The 25,924-nt window shown below is 50.6% G+C and carries 25 protein-coding genes; 16 read left to right on the forward strand and 9 right to left on the reverse strand.

Features of this window, described 5'->3' with window-relative positions; translation table 11 throughout:
• Positions 1–26 precede the first annotated feature (26 nt).
• From NAZ64_RS19090 to NAZ64_RS19125, 8 genes are all read left to right on the forward strand, one after another.
• Complete coding sequence (locus NAZ64_RS19090; protein WP_000064891.1) at positions 27–1,448, forward strand: MFS transporter; 1,422 nt, start codon at positions 27–29, stop codon at positions 1,446–1,448.
• A gap of 67 nt (positions 1,449–1,515) precedes the next feature.
• Entirely contained in the window at positions 1,516–2,208 is a 693-nt protein-coding gene (gene ompL / locus NAZ64_RS19095) for a porin OmpL (protein WP_063814052.1), read from the forward strand.
• 156 nt (positions 2,209–2,364) lie between these two features.
• Positions 2,365–3,213 carry an STM4015 family protein gene (locus NAZ64_RS19100; RefSeq protein ID WP_001042091.1) on the forward strand — a complete coding sequence of 283 codons (849 nt, stop codon included), beginning with the start codon at positions 2,365–2,367 and terminating at the stop codon, positions 3,211–3,213.
• A 12-nt stretch (positions 3,214–3,225) separates the two neighbouring features.
• Positions 3,226–4,251 (forward strand): STM4014 family protein, encoded by a 1,026-nt coding sequence (locus NAZ64_RS19105; protein ID WP_483641014.1) that lies wholly within the window; start codon positions 3,226–3,228, stop codon positions 4,249–4,251.
• Positions 4,244–5,119 carry an STM4013/SEN3800 family hydrolase gene (locus tag NAZ64_RS19110; protein WP_000282794.1) on the forward strand — a complete coding sequence of 292 codons (876 nt, stop codon included), beginning with the start codon at positions 4,244–4,246 and terminating at the stop codon, positions 5,117–5,119. The genes NAZ64_RS19105 and NAZ64_RS19110 overlap by 8 nt, the downstream gene beginning before the upstream one ends.
• A 1-nt stretch (position 5,120) precedes the next feature.
• The gene (locus tag NAZ64_RS19115) at positions 5,121–6,362 is read left to right on the forward strand and encodes an STM4012 family radical SAM protein (RefSeq protein WP_483641015.1); all 1,242 of its coding nucleotides are present in this window, start codon (positions 5,121–5,123) and stop codon (positions 6,360–6,362) included.
• Complete coding sequence (locus NAZ64_RS19120) at positions 6,359–7,237, forward strand: STM4011 family radical SAM protein (protein WP_001518639.1); 879 nt, start codon at positions 6,359–6,361, stop codon at positions 7,235–7,237. Before NAZ64_RS19115 ends, NAZ64_RS19120 begins: the two co-directional genes overlap by 4 nt.
• Entirely contained in the window at positions 7,222–7,956 is a 735-nt protein-coding gene (locus NAZ64_RS19125) for a Cof-type HAD-IIB family hydrolase (protein WP_023250031.1), read from the forward strand. The genes NAZ64_RS19120 and NAZ64_RS19125 overlap by 16 nt, the downstream gene beginning before the upstream one ends.
• Positions 7,957–8,010: 54 nt before the next feature.
• Here NAZ64_RS19125 and typA read toward each other — a convergent pair whose 3' ends face one another.
• Complete coding sequence (gene typA / locus NAZ64_RS19130; RefSeq protein ID WP_000572064.1) at positions 8,011–9,834, reverse strand: ribosome-dependent GTPase TypA; 1,824 nt, start codon at positions 9,832–9,834, stop codon at positions 8,011–8,013.
• Positions 9,835–10,209: 375 nt separating this feature from the next.
• Here typA and glnA point away from each other — a divergent pair, with 375 nt between their 5' ends.
• The 4 genes from glnA to NAZ64_RS19150 all read left to right on the forward strand — a co-directional run bounded on the left by glnA (position 10,210) and on the right by NAZ64_RS19150 (position 14,584).
• Positions 10,210–11,619, forward strand: coding sequence for a glutamate--ammonia ligase (gene glnA / locus NAZ64_RS19135; RefSeq protein WP_001271699.1), 1,410 nt, complete (start codon positions 10,210–10,212; stop codon positions 11,617–11,619).
• A gap of 274 nt (positions 11,620–11,893) precedes the next feature.
• Complete coding sequence (glnL, locus tag NAZ64_RS19140) at positions 11,894–12,943, forward strand: nitrogen regulation protein NR(II) (RefSeq protein WP_000146194.1); 1,050 nt, start codon at positions 11,894–11,896, stop codon at positions 12,941–12,943.
• Positions 12,944–12,951: 8 nt separating this feature from the next.
• On the forward strand, positions 12,952–14,361 hold the full coding sequence (gene glnG, locus NAZ64_RS19145) for a nitrogen regulation protein NR(I) (RefSeq protein ID WP_001188773.1): 1,410 nt from the start codon (positions 12,952–12,954) through the stop codon (positions 14,359–14,361).
• Positions 14,362–14,473: 112 nt separating this feature from the next.
• The gene (locus NAZ64_RS19150) at positions 14,474–14,584 is read left to right on the forward strand and encodes a YshB family small membrane protein (protein WP_001578131.1); all 111 of its coding nucleotides are present in this window, start codon (positions 14,474–14,476) and stop codon (positions 14,582–14,584) included.
• Between the two features lie 89 nt (positions 14,585–14,673).
• On the opposite strand, the gene hemN is transcribed toward NAZ64_RS19150, so the two are convergent.
• The 3 genes from hemN to NAZ64_RS19165 all read right to left on the reverse strand — a co-directional run bounded on the left by hemN (position 14,674) and on the right by NAZ64_RS19165 (position 17,094).
• The gene (gene hemN, locus NAZ64_RS19155; RefSeq protein WP_220569514.1) at positions 14,674–16,047 is read right to left on the reverse strand and encodes an oxygen-independent coproporphyrinogen III oxidase; all 1,374 of its coding nucleotides are present in this window, start codon (positions 16,045–16,047) and stop codon (positions 14,674–14,676) included.
• Between the two features lie 188 nt (positions 16,048–16,235).
• Positions 16,236–16,751, reverse strand: a complete 516-nt coding sequence (yihI, locus tag NAZ64_RS19160) for a Der GTPase-activating protein YihI (RefSeq protein ID WP_000743292.1) — start codon at positions 16,749–16,751, stop codon at positions 16,236–16,238.
• A 118-nt stretch (positions 16,752–16,869) separates the two neighbouring features.
• The gene (locus tag NAZ64_RS19165) at positions 16,870–17,094 is read right to left on the reverse strand and encodes a hypothetical protein (protein ID WP_001541209.1); all 225 of its coding nucleotides are present in this window, start codon (positions 17,092–17,094) and stop codon (positions 16,870–16,872) included.
• A 238-nt stretch (positions 17,095–17,332) separates the two neighbouring features.
• Between NAZ64_RS19165 and yihA the strand changes: the two genes are divergently transcribed.
• On the forward strand, positions 17,333–17,965 hold the full coding sequence (gene yihA / locus NAZ64_RS19170; protein WP_000183327.1) for a ribosome biogenesis GTP-binding protein YihA/YsxC: 633 nt from the start codon (positions 17,333–17,335) through the stop codon (positions 17,963–17,965).
• A gap of 120 nt (positions 17,966–18,085) precedes the next feature.
• Here yihA and spfP read toward each other — a convergent pair whose 3' ends face one another.
• Together spfP and polA are read right to left on the reverse strand one after the other, a co-directional pair.
• A complete protein-coding gene (gene spfP, locus NAZ64_RS19175; RefSeq protein WP_071892919.1) occupies positions 18,086–18,133 on the reverse strand; it encodes a small protein SpfP in 48 nt (15 codons plus the stop codon).
• A 166-nt stretch (positions 18,134–18,299) separates the two neighbouring features.
• Positions 18,300–21,086: a DNA polymerase I gene (gene polA / locus NAZ64_RS19180; protein ID WP_000249960.1), complete on the reverse strand. Its 2,787-nt coding sequence runs from the start codon at positions 21,084–21,086 to the stop codon at positions 18,300–18,302.
• A 387-nt stretch (positions 21,087–21,473) separates the two neighbouring features.
• Here polA and NAZ64_RS19185 point away from each other — a divergent pair, with 387 nt between their 5' ends.
• Positions 21,474–22,382, forward strand: coding sequence for an acyltransferase (locus NAZ64_RS19185; RefSeq protein ID WP_220569515.1), 909 nt, complete (start codon positions 21,474–21,476; stop codon positions 22,380–22,382).
• Between the two features lie 12 nt (positions 22,383–22,394).
• Here NAZ64_RS19185 and dsbA read toward each other — a convergent pair whose 3' ends face one another.
• From dsbA to NAZ64_RS19200, 3 genes are all read right to left on the reverse strand, one after another.
• Positions 22,395–23,018, reverse strand: coding sequence for a thiol:disulfide interchange protein DsbA (gene dsbA, locus NAZ64_RS19190; protein ID WP_000725364.1), 624 nt, complete (start codon positions 23,016–23,018; stop codon positions 22,395–22,397).
• A 16-nt stretch (positions 23,019–23,034) separates the two neighbouring features.
• Positions 23,035–24,021: a serine/threonine protein kinase gene (locus NAZ64_RS19195; protein ID WP_076935999.1), complete on the reverse strand. Its 987-nt coding sequence runs from the start codon at positions 24,019–24,021 to the stop codon at positions 23,035–23,037.
• A 76-nt stretch (positions 24,022–24,097) separates the two neighbouring features.
• Positions 24,098–24,367 (reverse strand): YihD family protein, encoded by a 270-nt coding sequence (locus NAZ64_RS19200; RefSeq protein WP_000649858.1) that lies wholly within the window; start codon positions 24,365–24,367, stop codon positions 24,098–24,100.
• A gap of 69 nt (positions 24,368–24,436) precedes the next feature.
• Here NAZ64_RS19200 and mobA point away from each other — a divergent pair, with 69 nt between their 5' ends.
• Together mobA and mobB are read left to right on the forward strand one after the other, a co-directional pair.
• The gene (mobA, locus tag NAZ64_RS19205) at positions 24,437–25,021 is read left to right on the forward strand and encodes a molybdenum cofactor guanylyltransferase MobA (RefSeq protein ID WP_483641016.1); all 585 of its coding nucleotides are present in this window, start codon (positions 24,437–24,439) and stop codon (positions 25,019–25,021) included.
• Positions 25,018–25,533, forward strand: a complete 516-nt coding sequence (gene mobB, locus NAZ64_RS19210) for a molybdopterin-guanine dinucleotide biosynthesis protein MobB (RefSeq protein WP_072275063.1) — start codon at positions 25,018–25,020, stop codon at positions 25,531–25,533. The genes mobA and mobB overlap by 4 nt, the downstream gene beginning before the upstream one ends.
• Positions 25,534–25,924 lie beyond the last annotated feature (391 nt).

The raw sequence follows: 25,924 nt of genomic DNA on the forward strand, positions 1-25,924 counted from the left end.
CCTGCGGGGCGTTTTGAGAGGCGATTATGTCTAATCATGATCCGCTAACGCTAAAGTTGAGCCTGCGGGAAAAATGCGCCTATGGCGTGGGCGATTTCGGCTCAAATCTGATGCTGTGTATCGGTACGCTGTATCTACTGAAGTTTTATACCGATGAACTCGGGATGCCTGCATATTACGGTGGAATTATCTTTCTGGTGGCGAAATTCTTCACTGCTTTTACCGATATGCTCACCGGCGTATTGCTGGATTCACGCCGTAATATTGGCGCAAAAGGAAAGTTTCGGCCTTTTATTCTGTATGCGTCATTTCCGGTGGCTCTGGTTGCTACTGCGCAATTCTTTGCCACTCACTTTACTTTACCCGTTAAAACAGCCTTCGCGACGGTGCTGTTTATGTTGTTCGGTCTGTTCTACAGCCTGATGAACTGCTCATACGGCGCGATGGTACCCGCTATTACCAAAAATCCGCATGAGCGGGCCCAGCTCGCCGCATGGCGACAAGGCGGCGCTACCATTGGCCTTCTTCTTTGTACCGTAGGTTTTATGCCCATTCAGGCGCTGTTTACCCGTTCCCCTTCGCTGGGTTATCTGATTGCAGCAGTCATTTTTTCGGTCTGCGGGCTGTTCAGCATGTGGTGGTGCTTTAGCGGGGTGAAAGAACGGTATATCGAAACCGTACCTGACACGCATAAACCCAGCATATTGAAGTCCTTCTGCGCGATTTTTCGTAATCCGCCGCTGCTGGTGCTCTGCGTTGCCAATTTGTGCACGCTGGCCGCCTTTAATATCAAGCTGGCCATTCAGGTTTATTACACTCAGTACGTGCTGAACGATATTCATTTGTTGTCATGGATGGGTTTTTTCAGCATGGGCTGTATCCTGATTGGTGTTTTATTAGTACCTGCTGTGGTAAAACGCTTCGGGAAAAAACAGGTTTATCTTGGTGGTCTGATATTGTGGGCCGTTGGCGATATCCTGAATTTTATCTGGGGCGGAACGTCATTCCTGTTTGTTATTTTCTCTTGTATCGCCTTCTTCGGTACCGCTTTCGTCAACAGCCTGAACTGGGCACTGGTTCCGGATACGGTTGACTACGGTGAATGGAAAACGGGTATTCGCGCTGAAGGCTCGGTGTATACGGGTTATACCTTTTCCCGCAAAATTTCCGCTGCGCTTGCTGGCTTTTTGCCAGGTATTATGCTGACGCAAATCGGTTATATCCCCAACATAGCTCAAAGTGACACCACGTTGCTTGGTTTGCGTCAGCTCATTTTTTTATGGCCTTGCGGTCTTGCCATTATCGCAGCACTAACGATGGGCTTTTTTTATAAGCTCAATGAACAACGTTTCGCTTTTATTATCGAGGAAATTGCCCAACGAAAGAAAACAGGTAATCAAATTGTCGCGACTAATAATAAACAAAGTATTTCTACTGTAAATAATTAAACGACGCTTGCCGCTTTATCCATCCCGATGGATGGCGGCTTCCCTATATTTGAAAAATGGATTTATTATGAAATCTCTGAATACTCTAGTGATATTAACTTCAGTAATATCCACCTCTGTTTTTGCTGGCGCTTATGTAGAAAACCGTGAGGCCTATAACCTAGCGTCTGACCAAATGGAGTTTATGCTGCGCGTCGGCTATAACTCCGATATGGGGGCCGGAATTATGTTGACCAATACCTATACGCTACAGCGTGATGATGAATTAAAGCACGGTTATAATGAGATTGAGGACTGGTATCCATTATTTAAACCTACAGATAAATTAACCATCCAGCCTGGCGGGTTAATAAACGACAAAAGCATTGGTTCCGGCGGCGCCGTCTATCTGGATGTTAACTATAAATTTACCCCGTGGTTTAATCTTACGGTACGTAACCGATATAATCACAATAATTATAGTTCAACCGATTTGAATGGCGAACTGGATAATAATGACAGCTATGAAATCGGTAACTATTGGAATTTTATCATTACCGATAAATTTTCTTATACCTTTGAACCACACTATTTTTATAACGTTAATGATTTTAATAGTAGTAATGGTACGAAGCATCATTGGGAAATCACCAATACCTTCCGTTATCGTATCAATGAACACTGGTTGCCCTATTTTGAATTACGCTGGTTAGATCGTAACGTGGGCCCCTACCATAGAGAGCAAAACCAGATTCGTATCGGGGCGAAGTATTTCTTCTGATATTATCGCCTCTATTTTCCGAATCTGCATCACAGCGGGTAGTTGTTCTGCCCGCTCATTCATCCTGAATCAGACTCCCGATATCCCTCCTCTAAGCGCCATGATAATATTCGCAAAGCGTTTTACCATATTCATGCTTATAGAGAAGGGAAACAAATGAATAAGCGATTTAATATTGATTGGGACAATGAATTAACCCAGGAACAGCTCATTAATTTGATTTTAACCGATGAAGATCTGCCAAAGCTTCGCTCACTGACCATTGGTAACTGGGGTGATTGTTGGGAAGACGAAACCTGCCAGCCTATTATTGATATGATTGTGGAGAACGCCTCCCGCTTTACTCACCTGGAATCACTGTTTATCGGTGATATGGAGAGCGAAGACTGCGAGATCTCCTGGATTAAACAAGGTGACTATTCCAGGCTCTATGCGGCGTTACCCAATCTGAAAGAACTGATTATTAAAGGCGCGTCGGATCTGCGACTGGGCGCTATACATCATGAGAAACTGGAGCACCTGGAAATCATTTCCGGCGGCATCCCTTCTAACGTACTTGCCGAACTACAAAATGCGCAGCTCCCTGCATTAAAAACGCTGAAACTCTTCCTGGGCGTAGAGGGATACGGTTTTGACGGTTCGCTGGATGACGTGATGGCGCTGGCATCGAAAGATCTTTTCCCTCAGCTCACCCATCTGGGGTTGATGAACAGCGAAGAGCAGGATGATATCGCCCGCCGGGTGCTGGAAAGTAATATCCTGCCGCAGCTTAACGTGCTGGAACTCTCATGCGGTACCTTAACGGACAACGGCGCAGAGGCGCTGCTGGAGCATAAAGACCGAATTGCGCATCTGGAAACACTCGATCTCCACCACCACTATTTGACGCCGGAGATGCAGGAAAAGCTAAAAGCCGCACTGCCGATAAACCTGAATCTTTCAGAAGCTCTGGAGCCTGATGATTACGATGGCGATATTTATATGAATGCGATGTACACCGAGTGATTGTGTAGGGGAATGTGCACATTCCCCTACACAACGATAAAGGGATTTATTGTGATTACGCTCATTGGCCCCCGTCAGAACAAGCGCACGCATTATTTTATGCAGGCTGCCGCCGTACTTGGGGAACCCGTCACGGCGCTGACTCATCCGCAAGCGCTGGACGCTTCGCTGACCTCTGGCATCGTTAAAATCGACCCGCCAGTACACAGTGAAACAGACATCCGCAAAATAAACGCGATCGGTCTGGACTATATCCATTTTTTGCAGAACATGGCGGCGCGTCCTGGCGTCACCTGGCTTAACCATCCGGCGGGCCTCATTCACCTGTTGGATAAAAAACGCTGCAAGCGGCGCTTACTGGAACACGGCATCCCCACGCCGCCGTTGGTAGCGGAAGACGTAAAAAGTTTTGCACAGCTCACCGCCATCATGGAGGAAAAAAGGGTCGCCAGCGTGTTCATTAAGCCCTCGCTGGGTTCTGGCGCGGCGGGCGTTATCGCTTTGCGCCGCCAGCCTGATGGCATAAAGCAGGTGCTTTACAGCGCGATTGCCATATCAGGACAACAGCTATTTAACAGCAAAAAAATCCAACAGTATCGTCAGAAAGAAGATATCCAGCTCATTATTGATGGCGTTCTTCAGCAGGAAAACCTCGTCGAACAGTGGCTGCCCAAAGCCAGCGTAAAGCATAAAACCTATGATTTACGCATCGTCTGCCTGGATGGCGAAATTATCTGGCGAGTGGTCAGAACCTCCTCGCAGCCCATTACTAACTTACATCTGCAAAACCAGGCTTACTGCTTCGAAAGTCTGGAGTTATCTGCCGCAAAAGTGACTGAGATCGATACGCTCTGTCAAAATGCCATGCGACTTTTCCCTGGCATTCGCTTAGCGGGTATTGATGTTTTACTTACCACCAGCCTGACGCCGTATATTATTGAAATTAATGGCCAGGGTGATTTGATTTATCAGGATGCGCAGCAGAATAATCTAATTTATCAGACGCAAATCCGGGCCATGAGGAAGCAAAATGTATAATTCAATGGATGAAGTCCCCGTCTCGCTGCACGCGTCGATTGACACAGGCGATGGCGAATTCGATATGAATGCGCTAATTAGTAATAACGCTCATATTCTTTTTATTGTGCTGGACTCGTTACGCTACGACATTGCGCTTCAGGAACAAACCGCCGGAAATACGCCCAACCTTAATCATTATGGACAATGGACGAAATGCGAAGCGGCCGGTAATTTTACCTGGCCTTCGCATCACGCCATGTTTTCAGGTTTTATGCCAAAACCTATTGATGATACCGTTAATCAGACCATGCTGTTTTTCCCAAAAGATATCGGACTTGGTCGTAAAGGGCCGAAAAATGCATTTGCCTTTGATGACGCAACATGGATAAAAAGTCTGGAAAATAAAGGCTACCAGACCATCTGTATTGGCGGCGTCTCTTTCTTTAATAACCGCTCCGGCATGGGAAAAGTGTTCCCGTCGATGTTTAAAGAGAGTTACTGGCATCCACGCTTTGCCTGTACGGTTAAAGAGAGTATGGATAACCAGATCCATTATATCCAGAAAATCATGGCCGAACGTGCTGGCAGCCAACCGGTCATGATGTATATCAATATCGACACGATTCATTACCCTAACCATTTTTACGTGGAGGGCGCGGCCCCTGGCGATACCGTTGAGACTCATGCCGCCGCGCTACGCTATATCGACGCCCGCATCGACGGATTACTAAACATTTTCCGCCAAACCGGCGGCGAAACGTTCGTTATTGTCTGTTCCGATCACGGTACCTGCTATGGCGAAGACGGGAAATATTTCCATAGTTTTAATCATCCGATCGTTAATACCGTTCCCTATATGCATTTCTTGCTGAGCTGTAATCATTAATATGAATAACAATGATATTTATCGTCAGTATATGTACAGTTATCCGCATAAGACGGCTTATCGGGAGCTGGAGAACGTCAGTTTTAGCGAAGTAAAACAGCGCATTTACGAGCACGACACACATCTGTATGTTCATATGCCGTTTTGTCAAAGTCGCTGCGGGTTCTGTAATTTATTTACCTGTACAGGCGCAGATAATACGTTCATTGATAGCTATATCGACGCGATTATTACCCAGGGCCGACAAATGGCGCTGGCGCCCGTCCACTGGGCAAGCTTTACCGTAGGCGGCGGCACACCTCTGCTATTAAACATTGCGCAATTAGAGAAGTTATTTTTTTTCGTCTTTGATGTGCTCAATGTTGACTGGAATATTTATAAAACAATTGAAACTTCCCCTACGGATACCACAGCAGAAAAAGTAGCGCTATTAAACGCCTTTTCCGTTAATCGCGTCAGTATTGGCGTACAAAGTTTTCATGACAGCGAGTTACATACGCTGCACCGCCGCCACAATGCCGCCAGCGCGCACCAGGCGCTGGAATGGCTAAAGGCGGGTCATTTTCCATCACTCAATATTGATATTATTTACGGCATTCCCGGACAGACTCACGCAAGCCTGACGGAATCGTTACATCAGGCGCTCGTTTATCAACCGGAAGAGCTGTTTCTTTATCCGCTTTATAATATGCCTCGCCAGGAAAATATGCATGGCTACTACGTTTTAGCCCGCGATCTTTTACGCAACGCGGGCTACACCCAAACGTCCATGCGCCGTTTCGTCCTTAATCCAGCGCCATCCGCCGCGGCGGAAAGCTGCGGATTTGAAAACTCACTGGCGCTCGGCGCGGGCGGCAGAAGTTATCTTGGCAATCTGCATTACTGTTCGCCGTGGTCGTCGAACCTGCAGACATCACGAAAAATCATTCAGGCGTTTATCGACAGCCCGGATAAAACCGTCATTAATCACGGTTATCTGCTCCCCCCTGATGAAATGAAACGCCGCTTTATCATTAAAAATCTATTTTTCTGGCAGGGACTTTCTCTTAGCGATTATCAGCAATATTTTGCCAGCGATGCGCTAAGGGATTTCCCCGACCTGGAACGCTTTATACAGCAAGGCTACTGTTATCAGAATAGCAGTCGCCTCCGGCTAACGGAGACCGGTATGGCATTATCCGATTGCCTTGCTCCTGTGTTCGTTTCGCCTGAGGTGATGCTACGGGAGAATCGGCAGAGATGAGCGCCCCCGCCCTGCGCGATATTCACACGCTGTTTTATCGCGGCTATCTTAAATCGTGTAATTATCATTGCGGCTATTGCCCGTTCCATAAACACGCCCGTAACGATAAAAAACGCGACGAAGCCGCGCTATGGCGCATGGTTGACCATTTGCCTCTTTTAGGTACGCCGTTGAATGTGATGATTACGCCTTATGGCGAGGCGCTACGCTTGCGTTATTACATGGCGGCGCTGGCAGAAATTAGCCGCTATCCTCATGTTCAGGCGGTCGGCATACAAACTAACGCCTCTTTTTCGTTAATGTCATTGCTGGAGGCATTTCGTGCTGGCGGCGGAGATATCTCAAAGCTTCGGTTATGGTGTTCTTTTCATCCCTCACAAATTACCGCTGAGCGCTTTCTCCAGCAGTGTTTAGCGCTCTCTGCCGCCGGAATAACCTGGTGCGCGGGGGCTGTCGCCAGTATGAAAGATATCGACCAGTTTCGTTGGCTCCGCCAGCAGTTGCCTGACCAGAATTATTTTTGGTTTAACGCCAACGAGTGTGCCAATACCCGGCATATCGTTGAGGAAACCATCGCCTTCGGCGAACTCGATCCGCTGTATGTGATTGAAACGCAGCAGTGGCCAGCGCAGCTGGATATCTGTACCGCAGGAAGAAAAAGTATTTTTATGAATGCAGAAGGCGATCTTTTTGCTTGTCATATCAGCAAAATTAAAATGGGTAATTTATATCAGCAACGGCTTAATTCTCCCGCCTGCCAGGCAAAACAATGCCACTGTTTTCTCGCTTATCAGCACCGTCTCGATATTCCATTGCTGAATCACCTGGATGCCTCACGCTGTTTTAGGATCGGGCGCTCATGCGATATCGTTTAATCGCTTTTGATCTTGATGGAACGCTGCTAAACCGTAATAAACAAATTCTGCCAGAGTCGCTAACCGCTATCCGTCAGATGCAGGACATGGGCTGCCGAATAATGCTTGTCACCGGCCGCTCTCATCGTGAAGCCTATGCGTATTATCAAACGCTGGCGCTCACCGAACCGATGATCTGTTGTAACGGAAGTTATATTTATCAACCGGCTCAACAGCAGGTCCTTCACCCGCTGCCGCTGACGCACTTACAAACGGAAAAAATACTGGCGCGGGTATATCCGCTTAAACCGACAATTCGTGCTGATGATAAAATAATCTTTCAGGCTGATGAGCTAAGCAGTAGGGAGAATATTTGGCAAATCAGCGTCGTTCATCGGCACATAAAACAACTACAAAATATTGCTGAGTTTATACAGCATGAATTACAGCTAAGCTGTACCTGGTCCTGGCATCATCAACTGGATATTCTCCAGAAGGGGTGCAGCAAAGGGCAAAGCCTCGCCAGATATGCACAGCAACAGCATATCGCAATGCGCGAAGTGATGGCGTTTGGCGATAATGATAACGATGCGGAAATGCTACGTTTAGCCGGATTGGGCGTCGCGATGGGGAATGCCAGCGCTCGGGCAAAGGTGTATGCGGATAGCGTCATTGGTCGGCATAATACGCCAGCGATTGCTGATTTTTTGGCAACCTTATCCCTTTCTCAACGTGAATAAAAAAACCCCGCCGAGCTTTCATTTCGGCAGGGTTTTTATCCGTAAGAGCGTTAATTACTCTTCTTTCTGACCACGGTTCGCACGGCGGCGATCGTTTTCCGTCAGGTGACGTTTACGGATACGGATAGAGGTTGGGGTAACTTCTACCAGTTCGTCGTCATCAATGAACTCCAGCGCTTGCTCAAGGCTCATTTTAATTGGCGGAACCAGAATCACCGCTTCATCCGTACCAGACGCACGCATGTTGGTCAGTTTCTTACCGGTCAGGCAGTTTACCGTCAGGTCGTTGGAGCGACTGTGAATACCAATAATCTGGCCTTCGTAAACTTCCGCGCCGTGACCCAGGAACAGCTTACCGCGATCCTGCAAACCGAACAGCGCAAACGCCACCGCTTTACCCTGACCGTTGGAGATCAGTACGCCGTTCTGACGCTGGCCCACTTCACCCGGACGAATATCGTCGTAATGGCTGAAGGTGGAGTACAGCAGACCCGTACCGGAAGTCATGGTCATGAATTCTGAACGGAAACCAATCAGCCCACGGCTTGGGATCACGTAGTCGAGACGTACGCGGCCTTTACCGTCCGGATTCATGTTTTTCAGGTCGCCTTTACGCTCGCCCAGCGCCTGCATGACAGACCCCTGGTGCTGCTCTTCGACGTCCAGCGTCACGTTTTCGTACGGCTCTTGTTTACGACCGTCGATTTCACGGAAGATAACTTTCGGACGGGAAACCGCCAGTTCGAAACCTTCACGACGCATATTTTCAATCAACACGGACAGGTGCAGTTCGCCACGACCGGATACACGGAACGCATCCGCATCTTCGGTTTCTTCAACGCGCAGCGCCACGTTATGCACCAGCTCTTTGTTCAGACGGTCAAGAATCTGACGAGAAGTCACAAACTTACCTTCTTTACCGCAGAACGGCGAGGTGTTAACGCAGAAGAACATAGACACGGTCGGCTCATCAACGGACAGCGCCGGCAGCGCTTCAACGTTCTGCGGGTCGCAGATGGTGTCGGAAATGTTCAGCTCGCCCAGACCGGTGATCGCAATGATATCGCCCGCTTCGGCGATATCGCTGTCGATACGCTCCAGACCCAGATGCGTCAGCACTTTACCTACTTTCGCGTTACGGGTTTTCCCTTCACTATCGATGATAGTGACCTGCTGGTTCGGCTTCACTTTGCCGCGTTTGATACGGCCAATGCCGATAACACCAACGTAGTTGTTGTAGTCCAGCTGGGAGATCTGCATCTGCAACGGACCATCGAGGTCAACGTCCGGCGCCGGAACATGATCAACGATCGCCTGATACAGCGGGGTCATGTCTTCCGCCATATCTTCATGGTCCAGACCCGCGATACCGTTCAGCGCCGAAGCGTAGATGATCGGGAAGTCCAGCTGTTCGTCGGTCGCGTCAAGGTTAACAAACAGGTCGAAGACCTGGTCAACAACCCAGTCAGGGCGCGCGCCAGGACGGTCAACCTTGTTGATAACCACAATAGGTTTCAGGCCATGAGCAAAGGCTTTTTTGGTCACGAAGCGCGTTTGCGGCATCGGGCCGTCAAATGCGTCAACCACCAGCAGCACAGAGTCAACCATGGACATGACGCGCTCTACTTCACCACCGAAGTCAGCGTGCCCGGGAGTATCAACGATGTTGATACGGTAATCATTCCATTTAATAGCGGTGTTTTTAGCGAGGATAGTAATACCACGCTCTTTCTCCAAATCGTTGGAGTCCATCACTCGCTCTTGAGTTTCGGCACGCGCGTCGAACGTACCGGATTGCTGGAGCAGCTTATCAACCAGGGTAGTTTTACCATGGTCAACGTGCGCGATGATGGCGATGTTACGCAAATTTTCGATCACAACTTTGCCTCAGGCATTAGAAATAGCGCGTTATTGTACACGGATTAATCGCACTACAAAACAGGATCACAAACATCCTCCGCAAACAAGTATTGCAGAGTCTCTTTGTGATCGCTTTCACGGAGCGTTAAAAGGGTGGCTTGCGTTCTATTGCACCAATGTGGTGCTTAATGTTCACATTAAAGCACTATTTTGGTGCAACATAGTCACCGTGGTGCAGCCCTTTTGCACGATGGTGCGCATGATAACGCCTTTTGGGGGCAATGTGAAAGTTGGCACAGATTTCGCTTTATATTTTTACGGCGACACGGCCAGCAGAATTGAAGATCTCGTTACCACGACGACCGACCATGACCAATCCGGGAGAGTACAAGTATGTCCGCTGAACACGTTTTGACGATGCTGAACGAGCACGAAGTGAAGTTTGTCGATCTGCGCTTCACCGATACCAAAGGCAAAGAACAGCACGTCACGATTCCTGCTCATCAGGTAAATGCCGAATTCTTTGAAGAAGGCAAAATGTTTGACGGCTCCTCTATCGGCGGCTGGAAAGGCATTAACGAATCCGACATGGTGCTGATGCCCGATGCGTCCACTGCGGTTATCGACCCGTTCTTCGCGGACTCTACCCTGATTATCCGTTGCGACATCCTGGAGCCTGGCACTCTGCAAGGTTATGACCGTGACCCACGTTCCATCGCAAAACGTGCGGAAGACTACCTGCGCGCGACCGGTATCGCCGATACCGTCCTGTTTGGGCCGGAACCTGAATTCTTCCTGTTCGACGACATCCGCTTCGGCGCATCTATCTCCGGCTCACATGTGGCGATTGACGATATTGAAGGCGCCTGGAACTCCTCTACCAAATATGAAGGCGGCAACAAAGGCCATCGTCCGGGCGTGAAAGGCGGTTATTTCCCGGTTCCGCCAGTTGACTCCGCGCAGGATATCCGTTCTGAAATGTGTCTGGTCATGGAGCAGATGGGCCTGGTCGTTGAAGCGCACCACCACGAAGTAGCGACCGCAGGTCAGAACGAAGTGGCGACCCGCTTTAACACCATGACCAAAAAAGCCGACGAAATTCAGATTTACAAATATGTCGTGCATAACGTGGCTCACCGCTTCGGTAAGACCGCGACCTTTATGCCAAAACCGATGTTCGGCGATAACGGTTCCGGTATGCACTGCCACATGTCGCTGGCGAAGAACGGCACCAACCTGTTCTCTGGCGACAAATATGCCGGTCTGTCTGAACAAGCGCTGTACTACATCGGCGGCGTCATCAAACACGCCAAAGCCATCAACGCCCTGGCGAACCCGACCACCAACTCCTACAAGCGTCTGGTCCCGGGTTACGAAGCGCCGGTGATGCTGGCCTACTCCGCCCGTAACCGTTCCGCCTCCATCCGTATTCCGGTGGTGGCGTCTCCGAAAGCGCGCCGTATCGAAGTTCGCTTCCCGGACCCGGCGGCTAACCCGTATCTGTGCTTTGCCGCCCTGCTGATGGCCGGTCTGGACGGGATTAAGAATAAGATTCACCCGGGCGAAGCCATGGACAAAAACCTGTATGACCTGCCGCCGGAAGAAGCGAAAGAGATCCCACAGGTAGCGGGTTCTCTGGAAGAAGCGCTGAACGCGCTTGATCTGGACCGCGAGTTCCTGAAAGCAGGCGGCGTGTTCACTGATGAAGCGATCGATGCGTATATTGCGCTGCGTCGCGAAGAAGATGACCGCGTGCGTATGACCCCGCACCCGGTAGAGTTTGAGCTGTACTACAGCGTTTAATCGTATATTAAAAATCCGACGAATTTCGCGTTGCTGCAAGGCAGCAACTGAGCACATCCCCAGGAGCATAGATAGCGATGTGACTGGGGTAAGCGAAGGCAGCCAACGCAGCAGCAGCGTGAAAGGCGTCAGGAGTTTTTGAGTTGCCGTAGAAACTTTCAGCCCATCCCAGGATGGGCTTTTTTCTCCACCAACAATCTGATCTCACGCGCTTTTTAGTGGTAAAAAGCTATAATGCACTAAAATGGTGCAACCTTTTCCAGGAGACTGCTGAATGGCAAGCGGCATACAGCCCGATGCTGGGCAGATCCTCAATTCGTTAATCAACAGCGTGCTGGTGGTCGACGACGCGCTGGCAATCCATTACGCCAACCCTGCCGCGCAGCAGTTGCTCGCGCAAAGCTCACGCAAACTGTTCGGGACGCCGTTACCTGAACTGTTGAGCTATTTTTCGTTAAACATTGACCTGATGCGCGAAAGTTTAGCGGCAGGGCAAGGCTTTACCGATAACGAAGTGACGCTGGTGATTGATAGTCGCTCGCATATTCTCTCTTTGACCGCCCAACGTCTGCCCGACGATTTTATACTGCTCGAAATGGCACCGATGGATAACCAGCGTCGTCTGAGTCAGGAGCAGTTGCAGCACGCGCAGCAAATCGCCGCCCGCGATCTGGTGCGCGGTCTGGCGCACGAAATCAAAAATCCGCTCGGCGGCCTGCGCGGCGCGGCGCAGCTACTCAGCAAGGCGCTGCCCGACCCGGCGCTAACGGAATATACCAAAGTCATCATTGAACAGGCCGACAGGCTACGCAACCTTGTCGATCGTTTGCTGGGGCCGCAGCACCCGGGAATGCACATTACCGAGAGCATACATAAAGTCGCGGAGCGCGTAGTGGCGCTGGTGTCGATGGAACTGCCGGATAATGTCCGGCTTATCCGCGATTACGACCCCAGTCTGCCAGAACTGCCGCATGACCCGGAACAAATTGAGCAAGTACTGCTGAATATTGTCCGCAATGCCTTGCAGGCGCTGGGGCCGGAAGGCGGCGAAATTACGCTGCGTACCCGTACCGCCTTCCAGTTAACGCTGCATGGCGAACGCTATCGCCTGGCGGCGCGTATAGACGTTGAAGACAATGGGCCGGGCATTCCTCCCCATTTACAGGATACGCTGTTCTACCCGATGGTCAGCGGTCGCGAAGGCGGCACCGGGCTTGGGTTATCTATCGCCCGCAATCTTATCGATCAACACGCCGGCAAAATTGAATTTACCAGTTGGCCGGGGCATACCGAGTTTTCGGTTTACCTGCCGATTCGGAAATAGAGGTGTTTATGCAACGAGGAATAGTCTGGGTCGTCGATGATGATAGTTCCATCCGTTGGGTGCTTGAACGTGCTCTCGCCGGGGCAGGGTTGACCTGTATCACCTTTGAGAATGGTAATGAAGTACTGGCTGCGCTGGCCAGTAAAACGCCGGACGTCTTGCTGTCGGATATCCGAATGCCAGGAATGGACGGGCTGGCGCTATTAAAGCAGATTAAACAACGTCATCCGATGCTTCCGGTCATCATTATGACCGCGCATTCCGATTTAGATGCCGCCGTGAGCGCTTATCAACAGGGGGCGTTTGATTATCTGCCTAAACCGTTTGACATTGATGAAGCCGTCGCTCTGGTCGAGCGCGCGATTAGCCACTATCAGGAGCAGCAGCAGCCGCGTAATATCGAGGTTAACGGCCCGACAACAGACATGATAGGCGAAGCGCCCGCCATGCAGGATGTGTTTCGCATTATTGGTCGACTGTCGCGTTCTTCGATTAGCGTGCTGATTAACGGCGAATCAGGGACCGGTAAAGAACTGGTCGCCCATGCGCTTCACCGCCATAGCCCACGCGCCAAAGCGCCGTTTATCGCGCTCAATATGGCGGCCATCCCGAAAGATTTGATTGAATCCGAACTGTTTGGCCATGAGAAAGGCGCTTTTACCGGGGCGAATACCATCCGGCAGGGCCGTTTCGAGCAGGCTGACGGCGGCACGCTGTTTCTGGACGAAATTGGCGATATGCCGCTGGATGTCCAGACTCGTCTGTTACGCGTGCTGGCTGACGGACAGTTCTACCGCGTGGGCGGGTACGCGCCGGTAAAAGTGGATGTGCGCATTATCGCCGCCACCCACCAGAACCTCGAACGACGCGTTCAGGAAGGGAAATTCCGCGAAGACCTGTTCCACCGCCTGAACGTGATTCGTATCCATCTTCCGCCGTTGCGCGAGCGCCGTGAGGATATTCCGCGCCTGGCGCGCCATTTTTTGCAGGTCGCCGCCCGTGAATTAGGCGTGGAAGCCAAATTATTACATCCGGAAACCGAAACGGCGTTAACGCGCCTGGCATGGCCTGGTAACGTGCGTCAGTTAGAAAATACCTGCCGCTGGCTCACCGTCATGGCCGCCGGACAGGAAGTATTGATCCAGGATTTACCGGGCGAACTGTTTGAAGCCTCGGCGCCGGATAGCCCGTCCCACCTGCCGCCGGATAGCTGGGCTACATTACTGGCGCAATGGGCGGACCGCGCCTTGCGATCCGGTCATCAAAACCTGCTTTCTGAAGCGCAGCCAGAACTGGAAAGAACGCTACTGACCACGGCGTTACGCCATACGCAGGGTCATAAACAGGAAGCCGCCAGGCTGCTCGGTTGGGGGCGAAACACCCTAACGCGGAAGTTGAAAGAGCTGGGAATGGAGTAAACATTACCCGCGAGTGTAAAGATTAATAATTGAGCGCAAAACGCTGCTATTTTGCGCTTTACTGTTCCGATGAGTTCAGTATGATCATGCCCGGCAAACGGGGGGATTCATTATGTTAGAATCTATTATTAATCTGGTATCGAGTGGAGCGGTCGACAGCCACACGCCACAAACTGCGCTAGCCGCCGTGTTGTGTGCCGCGCTGGTGGGACTGTTCAGCTGACAATGTGCCGGATGGCGCTAATGCTTATCCGGCCTACAGGTTATCGCAACGTGTAGGCCCGGTAAGCGCAGCGCCACCGGGCAACCCGGCTAAATGACGCGCGAGAACTGCTGCATCCGCGCTTTCTGGCGCAGATACGCGTCAAAGCACATGCAGATATTGCGGATCAGCAAACGACCTTTCGCCGTCACCTGAATTCCCTTCTCGCTAATATCCACCAGCCCATCTTTCGCCAGCGGCGACAGTAACTGCAAATCTTCGGCAAAATACTCAGCGAAATGCAAACCCCACTGCTGTTCGACAGCGTTAAAATCCAGGCGGAAGTTACAAATCAGCGCCTTGATAACATCGCGACGAATGCAATCATCACGGGTCAGCGTAATACCACGCCATAGCGCATTGCCCCGCTCATCCACTTGCTGGTAATAACGCTTCAGCTCTTTCTGGCTCTGCATGTAGCCATCGCCAATCATGCTGATAGCAGAAACCCCCATCCCCAGCAGATCGGTATCGCCCTGGGTCGTATAGCCCTGAAAATTACGGTGCAGCACGCCTTCGCGCTGCGCGACGGCCAGTTCGTCGTCCGGACGGGCAAAATGGTCCATCCCGATAAACTGATAACCGGCCTGAGTAAGCGATACGATTGTCTCCTGCAAAATATCCAGTTTCTGCTGCGCGCTGGGTAAATCGGCATCTTTAATTTTACGCTGGGCGGCAAAAAGCGTTGGCAGATGCGCATAGTTAAAGACGCTCAAACGATCGGGGTTCAGTTCCGTCACACGCTTCAGCGTGAAAGCGAAGCTTTCCGGCGTCTGTTTCGGTAGACCGTAGATCAAATCGATATTGGTCGAGGTAAAGCCGATATCGCGGGCGTGATTAAGCAACGCAAAGATGAATTCTTCATCCTGCTCGCGGTTAACCAGGCGCTGCACCTCTTTATTAAAGTCCTGCACGCCCATACTCAGGCGGTTAAAACCTTCCGCACGTAAATGATCGAGCACATCCAGCTCAATTTCACGGGGATCGACTTCGATCGAGATTTCCGCGTCGGTATTAAAGTGGAAATTTTCACGCAACAGCGTCATTAAGCGGCTGATTTGCGCTTTATTCAGGTAAGTAGGCGTACCGCCGCCCCAGTGAAGCTGGCTGACATGACGGTCTGCAAACAGCGGCGCGCGATGGCGAATTTCCTGCTCAAGCGCGTCAAGATACTGGTCAGCTTTATGCTGTTGGCGGGTGACAATCTTGTTGCAGCCGCAGAAATAACACAACTTGTGACAAAACGGGATATGCACATACAGCGAGAGCGGACGTTCAGGATAACGCACCACAGCCTGCAAGAATGCGGCGTCCTCGAAGTCTTCAGAAAACTCCAGCGCGGTTGGGTACGAGGTATATCGTGGCCCGGAATAGTTATATTTCTGGATCAGGGCCAGATCCCAGTCTATTTGCTGTTCAGACATGCTCACTCCTTCCGATGGCGTCTCTGGCGGGTACGGCGTACCGGCTTCACGCCATGACGGGCGGCAAGCCGGCTGCGCAGCCATTTCTGTCGCCGCGACAATCGCTGTAGTTTAACGAATAACCACACCAGATAACATATAACCGGAAGGGTTATAAGCAGGACGGGCAAGCCCACGGTGTAAACCCGTTAGTTGCCGCCTCTTAGCAGGCGCATCATATCTTCCTGCTTCTCGTCCTCTTCGTCGTCTTCTTCGTCGTCATCGTAAGACAGACCAAGCTTCTGCATCAGTTCATCAATACGATCCAGTTTGGCATCTACCCAGGCTTGATCTTCCGCACTCAGGGTTTCGCCCGCTTCCAAACGTTCTAACAGCGCATCCAGGCGCTCATCCGTTTCCAGTAAATCCAACTCCGCCTGCGGTGAAAGCATAGGTTTCTCACTTTTCGGTTTATGCTGTTGGGTCACTTTTTCAGTCACGCCCAATGGAACAGGTGTTTTACTGCCAATACGTGGATCTTTTTGTTGATTCTGATTGCCGCCGCCCGAAGCGGAATTGCCGCCCGCCGCGCGACTTCCCGGCGCATGACCGCGATGTTTTTTCAGGCGTTTACGGTCGCGCGCCTCCTGGTTTAACTCTTCACGCGTTTTACGACGCTGTTTGCCAAAGGCTTTACTGCGCGGTGCAGAGGTTGGTTTTTTCATGATGTCAGATCTTTAAGCCGTTTTATTCAGTATAGAATTGAGGCGGAATCTAGCAGAAAGCAAGCAAAGAAAAAAGGCGACAGAGTAATCTGCCGCCTTTTTTCTTGACTCACGACCCTTAACGGGTTCCACCATCCCTGTTGGCTATCAACACGCCCTGTTTTTCCCTTAGCCTGGAACATTCCATGTTGTTTCCATTTCCTTTTACTAACGTCTCCGGACGTTTGTCTTCCTGACAATCCTGTGTCTTCGCCTCCTGGCGCTCCTGACCCTCATCCTGAGTCGTTGATCCTGTTAGCGTCCTCGCTATGTGCATTACTTTACTCTTTTGGGGTAAACTCACAAGATACCGACACGGCAAATCCCTTTTTTCAGACAATTACCTTTCTATAAATTCATGATTTAACTATATTAACTGGCTTTGAGCCTGACAACGACTCTGTCATGTCGCATAAGTGTAATGGACAATGTCTCACAAAGCGTAGGGCTTTTACTTACAGCACCGCCGCGCCGAAAAATCCGTCTTTTGCTGGCGTTCAGGTATAATCGCCACAATGCTTTGACTGACGGAGACGACCGCTTTGACTAACCTGAATTATCAACAGACGCATTTTGTGATGAGTGCGCCTGATATTCGCCATTTACCTTCCGATTGCGGAATTGAAGTGGCTTTTGCTGGCCGTTCCAATGCAGGCAAATCCAGCGCCCTGAACACGTTGACCAACCAAAAAAGCCTGGCGCGCACCTCTAAAACGCCGGGCCGTACCCAACTGATTAACCTGTTTGAAGTCGTAGATGGCAAACGGTTGGTCGACCTGCCGGGCTATGGCTACGCGGAAGTCCCGGAAGAGATGAAACGCAAGTGGCAACGCGCGCTGGGGGAATATCTGGAGAAACGTCAAAGCCTACAGGGCTTAGTCGTTTTAATGGATATCCGCCATCCGTTGAAAGACCTCGACCAACAGATGATCCAGTGGGCTGTAGAGAGCAATATCCAGGTTCTGGTTCTGCTGACCAAAGCGGACAAACTGGCCAGCGGCGCGCGCAAGGCGCAGTTGAATATGGTACGTGAAGCCGTGCTGGCCTTTAATGGCGATGTGCAGGTAGAAGCGTTTTCCTCGCTGAAAAAGCAGGGAGTGGATAAGTTACGTCAGAAGCTGGATAGCTGGTTTAGCGAACTGGCACCGGTCGAAGAGATTCAGGACGGGGAATAATCATCCGCTATGCCGGATGGCGCCGCTGCGCGTCTTATCCGGCCTACGGTGCGAGCGAAACTTTTCTTACGCCCAATAAAAAACGCCCCAGTCATAAACTGACTGGGGCGGCTAAAATATTCAGCCAAATCCGATTACGTGAAGTAAAAGGTCTGAAAGATAGAACATCTTACCTCTGTACCCTACGTGAATAACTTTACTCTTTTTTGAGCAACACAGAAAGACCTTTTCGTAATTTTTTTTCATTCTTTACATAGGGAATTCTAATACCCATCACAAAACCCCCGTGCTTATGTTGCTTAATTACGAAAAAAGCGCGTTATTCCTTAAATGCTTAGTGCGCTTGATCCCAATTTTCTCCGCTACCGACTTCCACCAGCAACGGCACATCAATACGCGTGCAGTTTTCCATCAACTGATGGATACGTTTTGCTACCGCATCTAAGTCGTCTTTATGCACCTCGAACACTAATTCATCGTGTACCTGCATAATCATCCGCACGCGCGGCTGCTCGGCCTGTAGCCAGGCATCGACGGCAATCATGGCGCGCTTGATGATATCGGCAGCCGTTCCTTGCATGGGAGCATTGATCGCCGCGCGTTCCGCCCCCGCGCGCCGCGCCGCGTTGCTGGATTTAATATCCGGCAGGTAAAGGCGGCGTCCCTCCAGCGTTTCCACATAGCCTTGTTCTTTTGCCTGAGCGCGGGTGCGCTCCATATATTCCAGCACGCCAGGATAGCGTTCGAAGTAGAGATCCATATACTTCTGCGCCTCTTTACGCGGAATATTAAGCTGGCGAGAAAGACCGAAGGCGCTCATCCCGTAAATCAGGCCAAAGTTAATGGCTTTCGCACTTCGGCGTTGCTCCCCGGTCACGCTATCCAGCGGCAAGCCAAAGACTTCCGCCGCCGTTGCGCGGTGAATATCCTTCCCTTCGGCGAACGCCGTAAGCAGTCCTTTATCACGGGAAAGATGCGCCATAATACGCAGCTCAATCTGTGAATAGTCCGCAGATACGATGAGATAATCCTCAGGCGCAATAAATGCCTGACGAATGCGGCGGCCTTCTTCATTGCGCACCGGAATATTTTGCAGGTTCGGATCGGTGGACGATAAACGTCCCGTCGCCGTTACCGCCTGATGATAGGAGGTGTGGACGCGCCCGGTTTTCGGGTTAATCATCAGCGGCAGCTTATCGGTATAGGTGGATTTTAGCTTCGCCAGACCACGATACTCCAGAATCACTTTCGGCAGCGGATAGTCCAGCGCCAGCTCTTCCAGCACCTCTTCCGACGTTGACGGCGCGCCGCCAGGCGTTTTCTTCAGCGGCTTAATACCCTGCTTTTCAAACAGGATGGTCTGCAACTGCTTCGTTGAGGACAGGTTGAACGCCTCGCCCGCAATGTCATGCGCTTTCTTTTCCAGTTCCGCCAGACGTAGCGTGATTTCTTCCGAATGTTTGTGCAGGACGGCAGGATCGATTTTTACGCCATTGCGCTCAACGCGTGACAGTACCGGCACCAGCGGCATTTCGATGTTTTCGAAAACATTCAGCGGGCCTTTGTGCTGCTGGAGCTCAGGCCACATTTTGAGATGCAACTGTAACGTGACATCCGCATCTTCTGCCGCATAGCGCCCCGCCTCCTCCAGTGCGATCTGGTTAAAGGTGAGCTGGTTTTTACCTTTACCGGCAATGTCTTCAAAGGTGATAGTTTTGTGCTTCAGCCAACGATCGGACAAGCTGTCCATATCATGGCGTCCGGCGACGCTGTTCAGAATGTAAGACTCAAGCATGGTATCGAAGGCGATACCGCGCAGCTCAATACCGTAATTTTGCAAGACGCCGCGATCGTACTTGAGGTTTTGCCCCACTTTGCGCACTTTTTCATCTTCCAGCAGCGGCTTCAGCAGTTCCAGAGCACGCTGGCGGGAGATTTGATCCGGAGCGTCCAGATAATCATGCGCGACAGGTACATACGCGGCAACGCCAGGTTCGATGGCAAACGAGAGGCCCACCAGGTTGGCGGCGATATTATCCAGACTGTCGGTCTCCGTGTCGAAAGCAAAAACTGGCGCTTTTTTCAGCTTTTCAATCCAGCTTTCCAGCGTAACGTCGTCCAGAATCGTGACATAATTTTCATAAGAGAGCGCCGCTGCCGGTTCGCTGGGCGATTCATCAATAACGACCGTTTCCTGCGGTTTGGCCGCCGGTTTCGCGCCCTTTGCCTGTAGCCATTTGCCGGACTCAACGTCCGCCGTCCAGCGCTTAAACTCATATTTTTTAAACAGGCCCAGCAGTTCATCCGCAATCGGCTGCTGTACTTCAAGCTGTTCGCAGGTCAGCTCCAGTTCAACATCCGTTTTAATGGTGGCAAGTTTATAAGACAGGTACGCTACGTCTTTATTCTGCGCTAATTTAGCGGCCATCGTTTTGGCGCCGCGGAAAGTGAGACCGGCAATTTTTTCCGGCTCAGCGTACAGCGTATCCAGGCCGCCCAATCCCTGAAGCAAGGCTTGCGCCGTCTTCTCACCCACGCCAGGTACGCCTGGAATATTATCCGAGGAGTCCCCCATCAGCGCCAGAAAGTCGATAATCAGCTCAGGCGGCACGCCGTACTTATTAACGACTTCATCCGGGCCGAGGATGGTGTTAGTCATGGTGTTGATCAGCGTAATATTCGGCGTCACCAACTGTGCCATATCTTTATCACCGGTGCTGATTAATACCGGACGCCCCACCTTCTCCGCTTCTCGCGCCAGTGTACCGATAACGTCATCCGCTTCTACGCCAGAGACCGCCAGCAGAGGTAACCCCATGGCTTTAACCATGGCATGTAACGGCTCTATTTGCGCACGCAGATCATCCGGCATCGGAGGGCGATGCGATTTGTAATGTTCAAAGAGCTCATCACGGAAGGTTTTTCCTTTGGCGTCAAACACCACCGCAGCATGCGTCGGCTGATACTGCATGATCAGGCTGCGCAACATGTTGAGGACACCATACATTGCACCCGTAGGTTCTCCCGCGCTGTTGGTTAACGGCGGAAACGCATGATAGGCGCGATAGAGATAGGATGAGCCATCTACGAGAATAAGTGGGTTTTCTGGGATCTGAACCATAATGTCCGTGCCTGTTTAACAGATTATGGTTAAAGGATGCCACATACAGGAGGAAAACTTGAGTTTTTCGCCGCATTTGCGGAAAAGTTTTGTCGATCTTCAGGATCGCTCGCAAAACAACCTGTGGATAACTTTGTGTGTAAATTCTTACCATTACTTTAAAATCAGCGCGATAGCCTTCTCGCCTTAATAATTACCCATTATTTTCAATGAGTTGTTAACATCACGTTTTTCTGATTATCTGATTCATGCCGTTATCATAATGTGGATAGTTGTTACGAGTGTTTCTATTTCACTCAGCGCCATCATTAGCATCGTTTTCTGATAGAATCAGCCTCTTGCGCCCTTTTCGCGCACCGTTTATGGCTAACTTTTGAATAATTTATTATGACGAGAATACTCGCGGCTATCACGCTCCCATTGAGTATCGTATTGACCATCCTGGTCACTATTGTTTGCTCAGTACCGATCATCGTTGCCGGTATGGTAAAGCTCCTTTTGCCTGTTCCCTGTATCTGGCGCAAGGTCTCCATTTTCTGCAATTTCATGATGTATTGCTGGTGTGCTGGTCTTGCAGCGCTGTTACGCCTTAATCCGCATTTGCAATGGGATGTAGAAGGGTTAGAAGGACTGAGCAAGAAAAATTGGTATTTACTGATTTGTAATCATCGCAGCTGGGCCGATATCGTTGTGCTTTGCGTTCTGTTCCGCAAGCATATCCCAATGAATAAGTACTTTCTTAAACAGCAATTGGCCTGGGTGCCGTTCATTGGCCTGGCGTGCTGGGCATTAGATATGCCGTTTATGAAGCGCTACTCCCGTAGCTACCTACTCCGCCACCCCGATCGACGCGGCAAAGATGTTGAAACAACTCGTCGCTCTTGCGAAAAGTTTCGTCGGTATCCCACCACTATCGTTAACTTTGTTGAAGGCTCGCGATTTACGCATAAGAAACGCCAGCAAACGCATTCCCCCTATCAACATCTGTTGCCGCCAAAAGCAGCCGGTATTGCAATGGCGATTAATGTTTTAGGCTCACAGTTCGATAAGCTGCTTAATATTACGTTGTGTTACCCAAACAACGATCGTCACCCCTTCTACGATATGCTAAGCGGTAGGCTGACGCGTATTGTTGTTCGGGTGCAACTGGAACCCATAAATGAAGAACTGCACGGCGATTACGTGAACGACAAAACATTCAAACGCCGTTTTCAACGTTGGCTTAATACGCTGTGGGATAAGAAAGATATACAGATAGAAGAGATTAAAACATCTTATAAAAACGCCGGTCAGTGACCGGCGTTCTTTTTATTTTTTATCAACCAAATATTTCACGGTATCAGCATACTGCTGAACAAAAACATCCATGCTGCTGGTATCCATGCCTTGTGGGTTAATCTGGTATTTGCCATTGACGAACATCGCCGGAACACCCTGCAGTTGCAGGTCAGCCGCGGCTTTCTCCTGTTGCGCAACCAGTGATTTCACCACGAAGCTGTTCCATGCCGCATCGTAATCTTCGCCTTTGACGCCCGCATCAACGAACACTTTACGGATATCCGCAGCAGATTGTACTGTCTGGGTTTTCTGTACGGCTTCAAACAGCGGGACCGTGACTTTATCTTCTACACCCAACGCCATCGCCACCGCCCATGCCTGGGTGAGCTCCTTGCCCAACGGCCCCAGGAACTCAACGTGGTACTTGGTCATTTTGGTGCCTTCCGGCAGCTTTTTCTTCACATTGTCAGACACATGAAGCACTTCTTCAAACTGATAACAATGTGGGCAGTAGAAGGAGAAAAACTCCAGTACCTGGGGTTCGCCAGCGACCGGTTTATCCAGCGTGATATACTGTTTACCGTCGCTGATCTGTGCTGCCGAGGCGCTAAAAGCTAAAACCATACCAGCCAGCGCCAGCCAAATCTTTTTCATGATCAACTCTCTCCGATTAATACATTGGCGTTAATTGTAAAGGGGGTTCGTGCAAAATTTTAGTCTGCTCAATAAAAGTCGTTGTCTGTCGCTGCCAGTAATCTTCCCCTGTTAACCAGGGAAAGTTTTTTGGAAACGCAGGATCGCCCCAACGACGAATCAACCAGGCAAGATAATAAACTAAACGCATGGCGCGTAAAGGTTCAATGAGACCAATTTCAGCCGTATCGAACTCACTAACTTCTTCATAAGCTTCAATAATGGTTTCAAGCTGCATTCGCTGTTCGGCTTTGTCGCCGTTCAGCAGCATCCATAAATCCTGTATCGCCGGGCCGTTACGGGCATCATCTAAATCGACAAACAGCGGTCCATCACGCCATAGAATGTTGCCGGCATGACAATCGCCGTGCAATCGCAGCGTGGCGAAATCGGTGCGCCAGCATTCGGTAACTGCAGACAGTAGAGTATCAGTGGCTTTCAGGAAAGCCGCTTTTTGCCCGGAGGGAATCAGTGCGGCATCTTCGAATATCTGGCGAGGTTCAAAAAGATACTCTGCAAGCCCAATGTCAGGCCGGGAAGTGAAAGGACATTTTCGCCCCGTCTGATGCAATCGACCAAGATAACGCCCTACCGCCTCCATCTGATCGATATTGTCTGCTTCAAACTGACGACCGCCTACGCTGGGGAAAATGGCATAATGATAGCCCTGATGTGCTAACAGCGTCTGGCCATTAAACGCGAGCGGAGCAGCAACCGGAACCTCATCCTTCACCAGTTCAAGCGCGAATTGGTGTTCTTCCCGAATTTGATCAACAGACCAGCGCTCAGGACGATAAAACTTAACGACAAAACGTCGACGGTCTTCATCCTGAAACTGATAGACGCGGTTTTCATAACTGTTTAGTGGAGTCAGCCCGGAATCCACCCTGATCCCCTGTTCAAACAGCGCATCCATGATGGTTTCCGGGTGTAGCGTCTGGAAAGTAAAAGCGTTGTCGTTCATCCCATCATCCGGAAAATACTACGAATGATTCAGGATATCATTTCGTGGCGATTTCGGTGGCGCCGCTTACAAGGTTTTACTCTTTAATAACGCCGCGGGCGCGTAAAAGCGCCGTTTTAAAGTCCTCTTCATAGTCTTTTTGAATCCCTGGAATGGCGGCGTCTTTGGCGGAATCGCGCATTTTCAGATGGTAGATCAGGATATCATCAGTTAAATCTTCCAGTTTGCCGTCAAAACCTGACTCTTTCGCCAGTTTCTGCAAAAATTGCGTCAGATTAAGATCAGGCTCTTTCTGCCAGGCTGGCTGGAGGAGTTCAATGACTTCATTCAGGCGTTTACATTTCATAGCTGTGCTCCTTATTCTTGATACAGACACGGTAGCAGGGTCAATCCCACAATAAAAGAGGCGATATCGGTGAATCTGGATGAAGTAATAACCGGCGTGGTGCTGGCAGGCGGTAAAGCCAGGCGGATGGGAGGTGCGGATAAAGGTCTGCTTGAACTGAACGGTAAACCGCTCTGGCGACACGTTGCCGACGCGCTCGGGCCACAACTTGCTACGGTCGTCATTAGTGCTAATCGCCATCTGGATATCTACCAGGCCAGCGGCCTGAAAGTCATTCCGGATTCAATCGCTGACTTTCCCGGTCCGCTGGCGGGTATGCTTTCCGTTTTTCAGCAGGTAACAGGCGACTGGTTTCTGTTTTGTCCCTGTGACAATCCCTGTATCCCCCATAACCTGGTCGAGCGTTTAGCAGCGCAGCGTCATGGCGCACCCGTGGTTTGGGTTCATGATGGAGAACGCGATCATCCAACGATCGCGTTGATTAATCGTGCCGTTGAGCCCCAGTTGACAGCTTATTTGCAAGCAGGCGAGCGGCGGGTAATGATTTTTATGCGCCAGGTAGGCGGACACGCCGTTGATTTCAGCGATTGTAAGGAGGCATTTGTGAACGTCAACACGCCGGAGGAACTCGCGAAATGGCAAAAGAGACCATGATACCGCTACTCGCCATTGCCGCGTGGAGCGGCACGGGAAAAACAACACTGCTGAAAAAACTGATCCCAGCACTTTGTGCGCACGGTATTCGGCCAGGGCTGATTAAGCATACCCATCATGATATGGATGTCGATAAACCGGGTAAAGATAGCTACGAATTACGTAAGGCCGGGGCGGCACAGACGCTGGTTGCCAGTCAGCAGCGCTGGGCGTTAATGACTGAAACGCCGGGGCAAGAAGAGTTGGATCTGGCATGGCTGGTGAGCCGGATGGATGCATCAAAGCTAGATATGGTGCTGGTAGAAGGGTTTAAACACGAAGCAGTTGCGAAGATCTTACTTTTTCGTCAGGGATGTGGGCACAACGAGGAAGAATTAATTCTTGATGAGCATGTTATTGCGGTTGCCAGTGATATTCCACTTGCCGTAGCGGTACCCGTTTTGGATCTTAATGATGTATCGCAGATTTCTGTCTTCATTTTGCGGTGGTTAGAGAAAGCACGTTCCTTGTAGGCCGGATAAGGCGGAGCCGCCATCCGGCGGTGCATCCCCCTGTCAGAACGCAAAAAAGCCCATCCGTCAGGATGGGCTTCTTCACTTGTCTGATGCCTGGCAGTTTATGGCGGTCTTGGGAAACCGTATCCATTGTTGAATTTAATTTATCAGTGAGTAGTGGCGCTGCCTGATAAGTGCATGCAGGCCGGATAAGGCGAAGCTGCCATCCGGCGGTGCAGGTTGCCTGATGGCGCTGCGCTTATCAGGCCTACATTTTTACAGTTACCACACACGCAAAAAAGCCCGTCCTGACGGACGGGCTTCTTCACTTGTTTGATGCCTGGCAGTTCCCTACTCTCGCATGGGGAGACCCCACACTACCATCGGCGCTACGGCGTTTCACTTCTGA

It is taken from the genome of Salmonella sp. A1325, from assembly GCF_056991255.1.

Bases quoted from the DNA above. Each gene is read 5' to 3' on its own strand.
- NAZ64_RS19115 (WP_483641015.1), top strand. From the start codon at position 5,121: ATGAATAACAATGATATTTATCGTCAGTATATGTACAGTTATCCGCAT.
- NAZ64_RS19150 (WP_001578131.1), top strand. From the start codon at position 14,474: ATGTTAGAATCTATTATTAATCTGGTATCGAGTGGAGCGGTCGACAGC.
- ompL (WP_063814052.1), top strand. From the start codon at position 1,516: ATGAAATCTCTGAATACTCTAGTGATATTAACTTCAGTAATATCCACC.
- NAZ64_RS19110 (WP_000282794.1), top strand. From the start codon at position 4,244: ATGTATAATTCAATGGATGAAGTCCCCGTCTCGCTGCACGCGTCGATT.
- NAZ64_RS19090 (WP_000064891.1), top strand. From the start codon at position 27: ATGTCTAATCATGATCCGCTAACGCTAAAGTTGAGCCTGCGGGAAAAA.
- dsbA (WP_000725364.1), bottom strand. From the start codon at position 23,018: ATGAAAAAGATTTGGCTGGCGCTGGCTGGTATGGTTTTAGCTTTTAGC.
- polA (WP_000249960.1), bottom strand. From the start codon at position 21,086: ATGGTTCAGATCCCAGAAAACCCACTTATTCTCGTAGATGGCTCATCC.
- NAZ64_RS19105 (WP_483641014.1), top strand. From the start codon at position 3,226: ATGTGCACATTCCCCTACACAACGATAAAGGGATTTATTGTGATTACG.
- NAZ64_RS19195 (WP_076935999.1), bottom strand. From the start codon at position 24,021: ATGAACGACAACGCTTTTACTTTCCAGACGCTACACCCGGAAACCATC.
- NAZ64_RS19200 (WP_000649858.1), bottom strand. From the start codon at position 24,367: ATGAAATGTAAACGCCTGAATGAAGTCATTGAACTCCTCCAGCCAGCC.
- NAZ64_RS19125 (WP_023250031.1), top strand. From the start codon at position 7,222: ATGCGATATCGTTTAATCGCTTTTGATCTTGATGGAACGCTGCTAAAC.
- glnA (WP_001271699.1), top strand. From the start codon at position 10,210: ATGTCCGCTGAACACGTTTTGACGATGCTGAACGAGCACGAAGTGAAG.
- hemN (WP_220569514.1), bottom strand. From the start codon at position 16,047: ATGTCTGAACAGCAAATAGACTGGGATCTGGCCCTGATCCAGAAATAT.
- NAZ64_RS19100 (WP_001042091.1), top strand. From the start codon at position 2,365: ATGAATAAGCGATTTAATATTGATTGGGACAATGAATTAACCCAGGAA.
- NAZ64_RS19185 (WP_220569515.1), top strand. From the start codon at position 21,474: ATGACGAGAATACTCGCGGCTATCACGCTCCCATTGAGTATCGTATTG.
- glnL (WP_000146194.1), top strand. From the start codon at position 11,894: ATGGCAAGCGGCATACAGCCCGATGCTGGGCAGATCCTCAATTCGTTA.
- NAZ64_RS19120 (WP_001518639.1), top strand. From the start codon at position 6,359: ATGAGCGCCCCCGCCCTGCGCGATATTCACACGCTGTTTTATCGCGGC.
- glnG (WP_001188773.1), top strand. From the start codon at position 12,952: ATGCAACGAGGAATAGTCTGGGTCGTCGATGATGATAGTTCCATCCGT.
- mobB (WP_072275063.1), top strand. From the start codon at position 25,018: ATGATACCGCTACTCGCCATTGCCGCGTGGAGCGGCACGGGAAAAACA.
- yihI (WP_000743292.1), bottom strand. From the start codon at position 16,751: ATGAAAAAACCAACCTCTGCACCGCGCAGTAAAGCCTTTGGCAAACAG.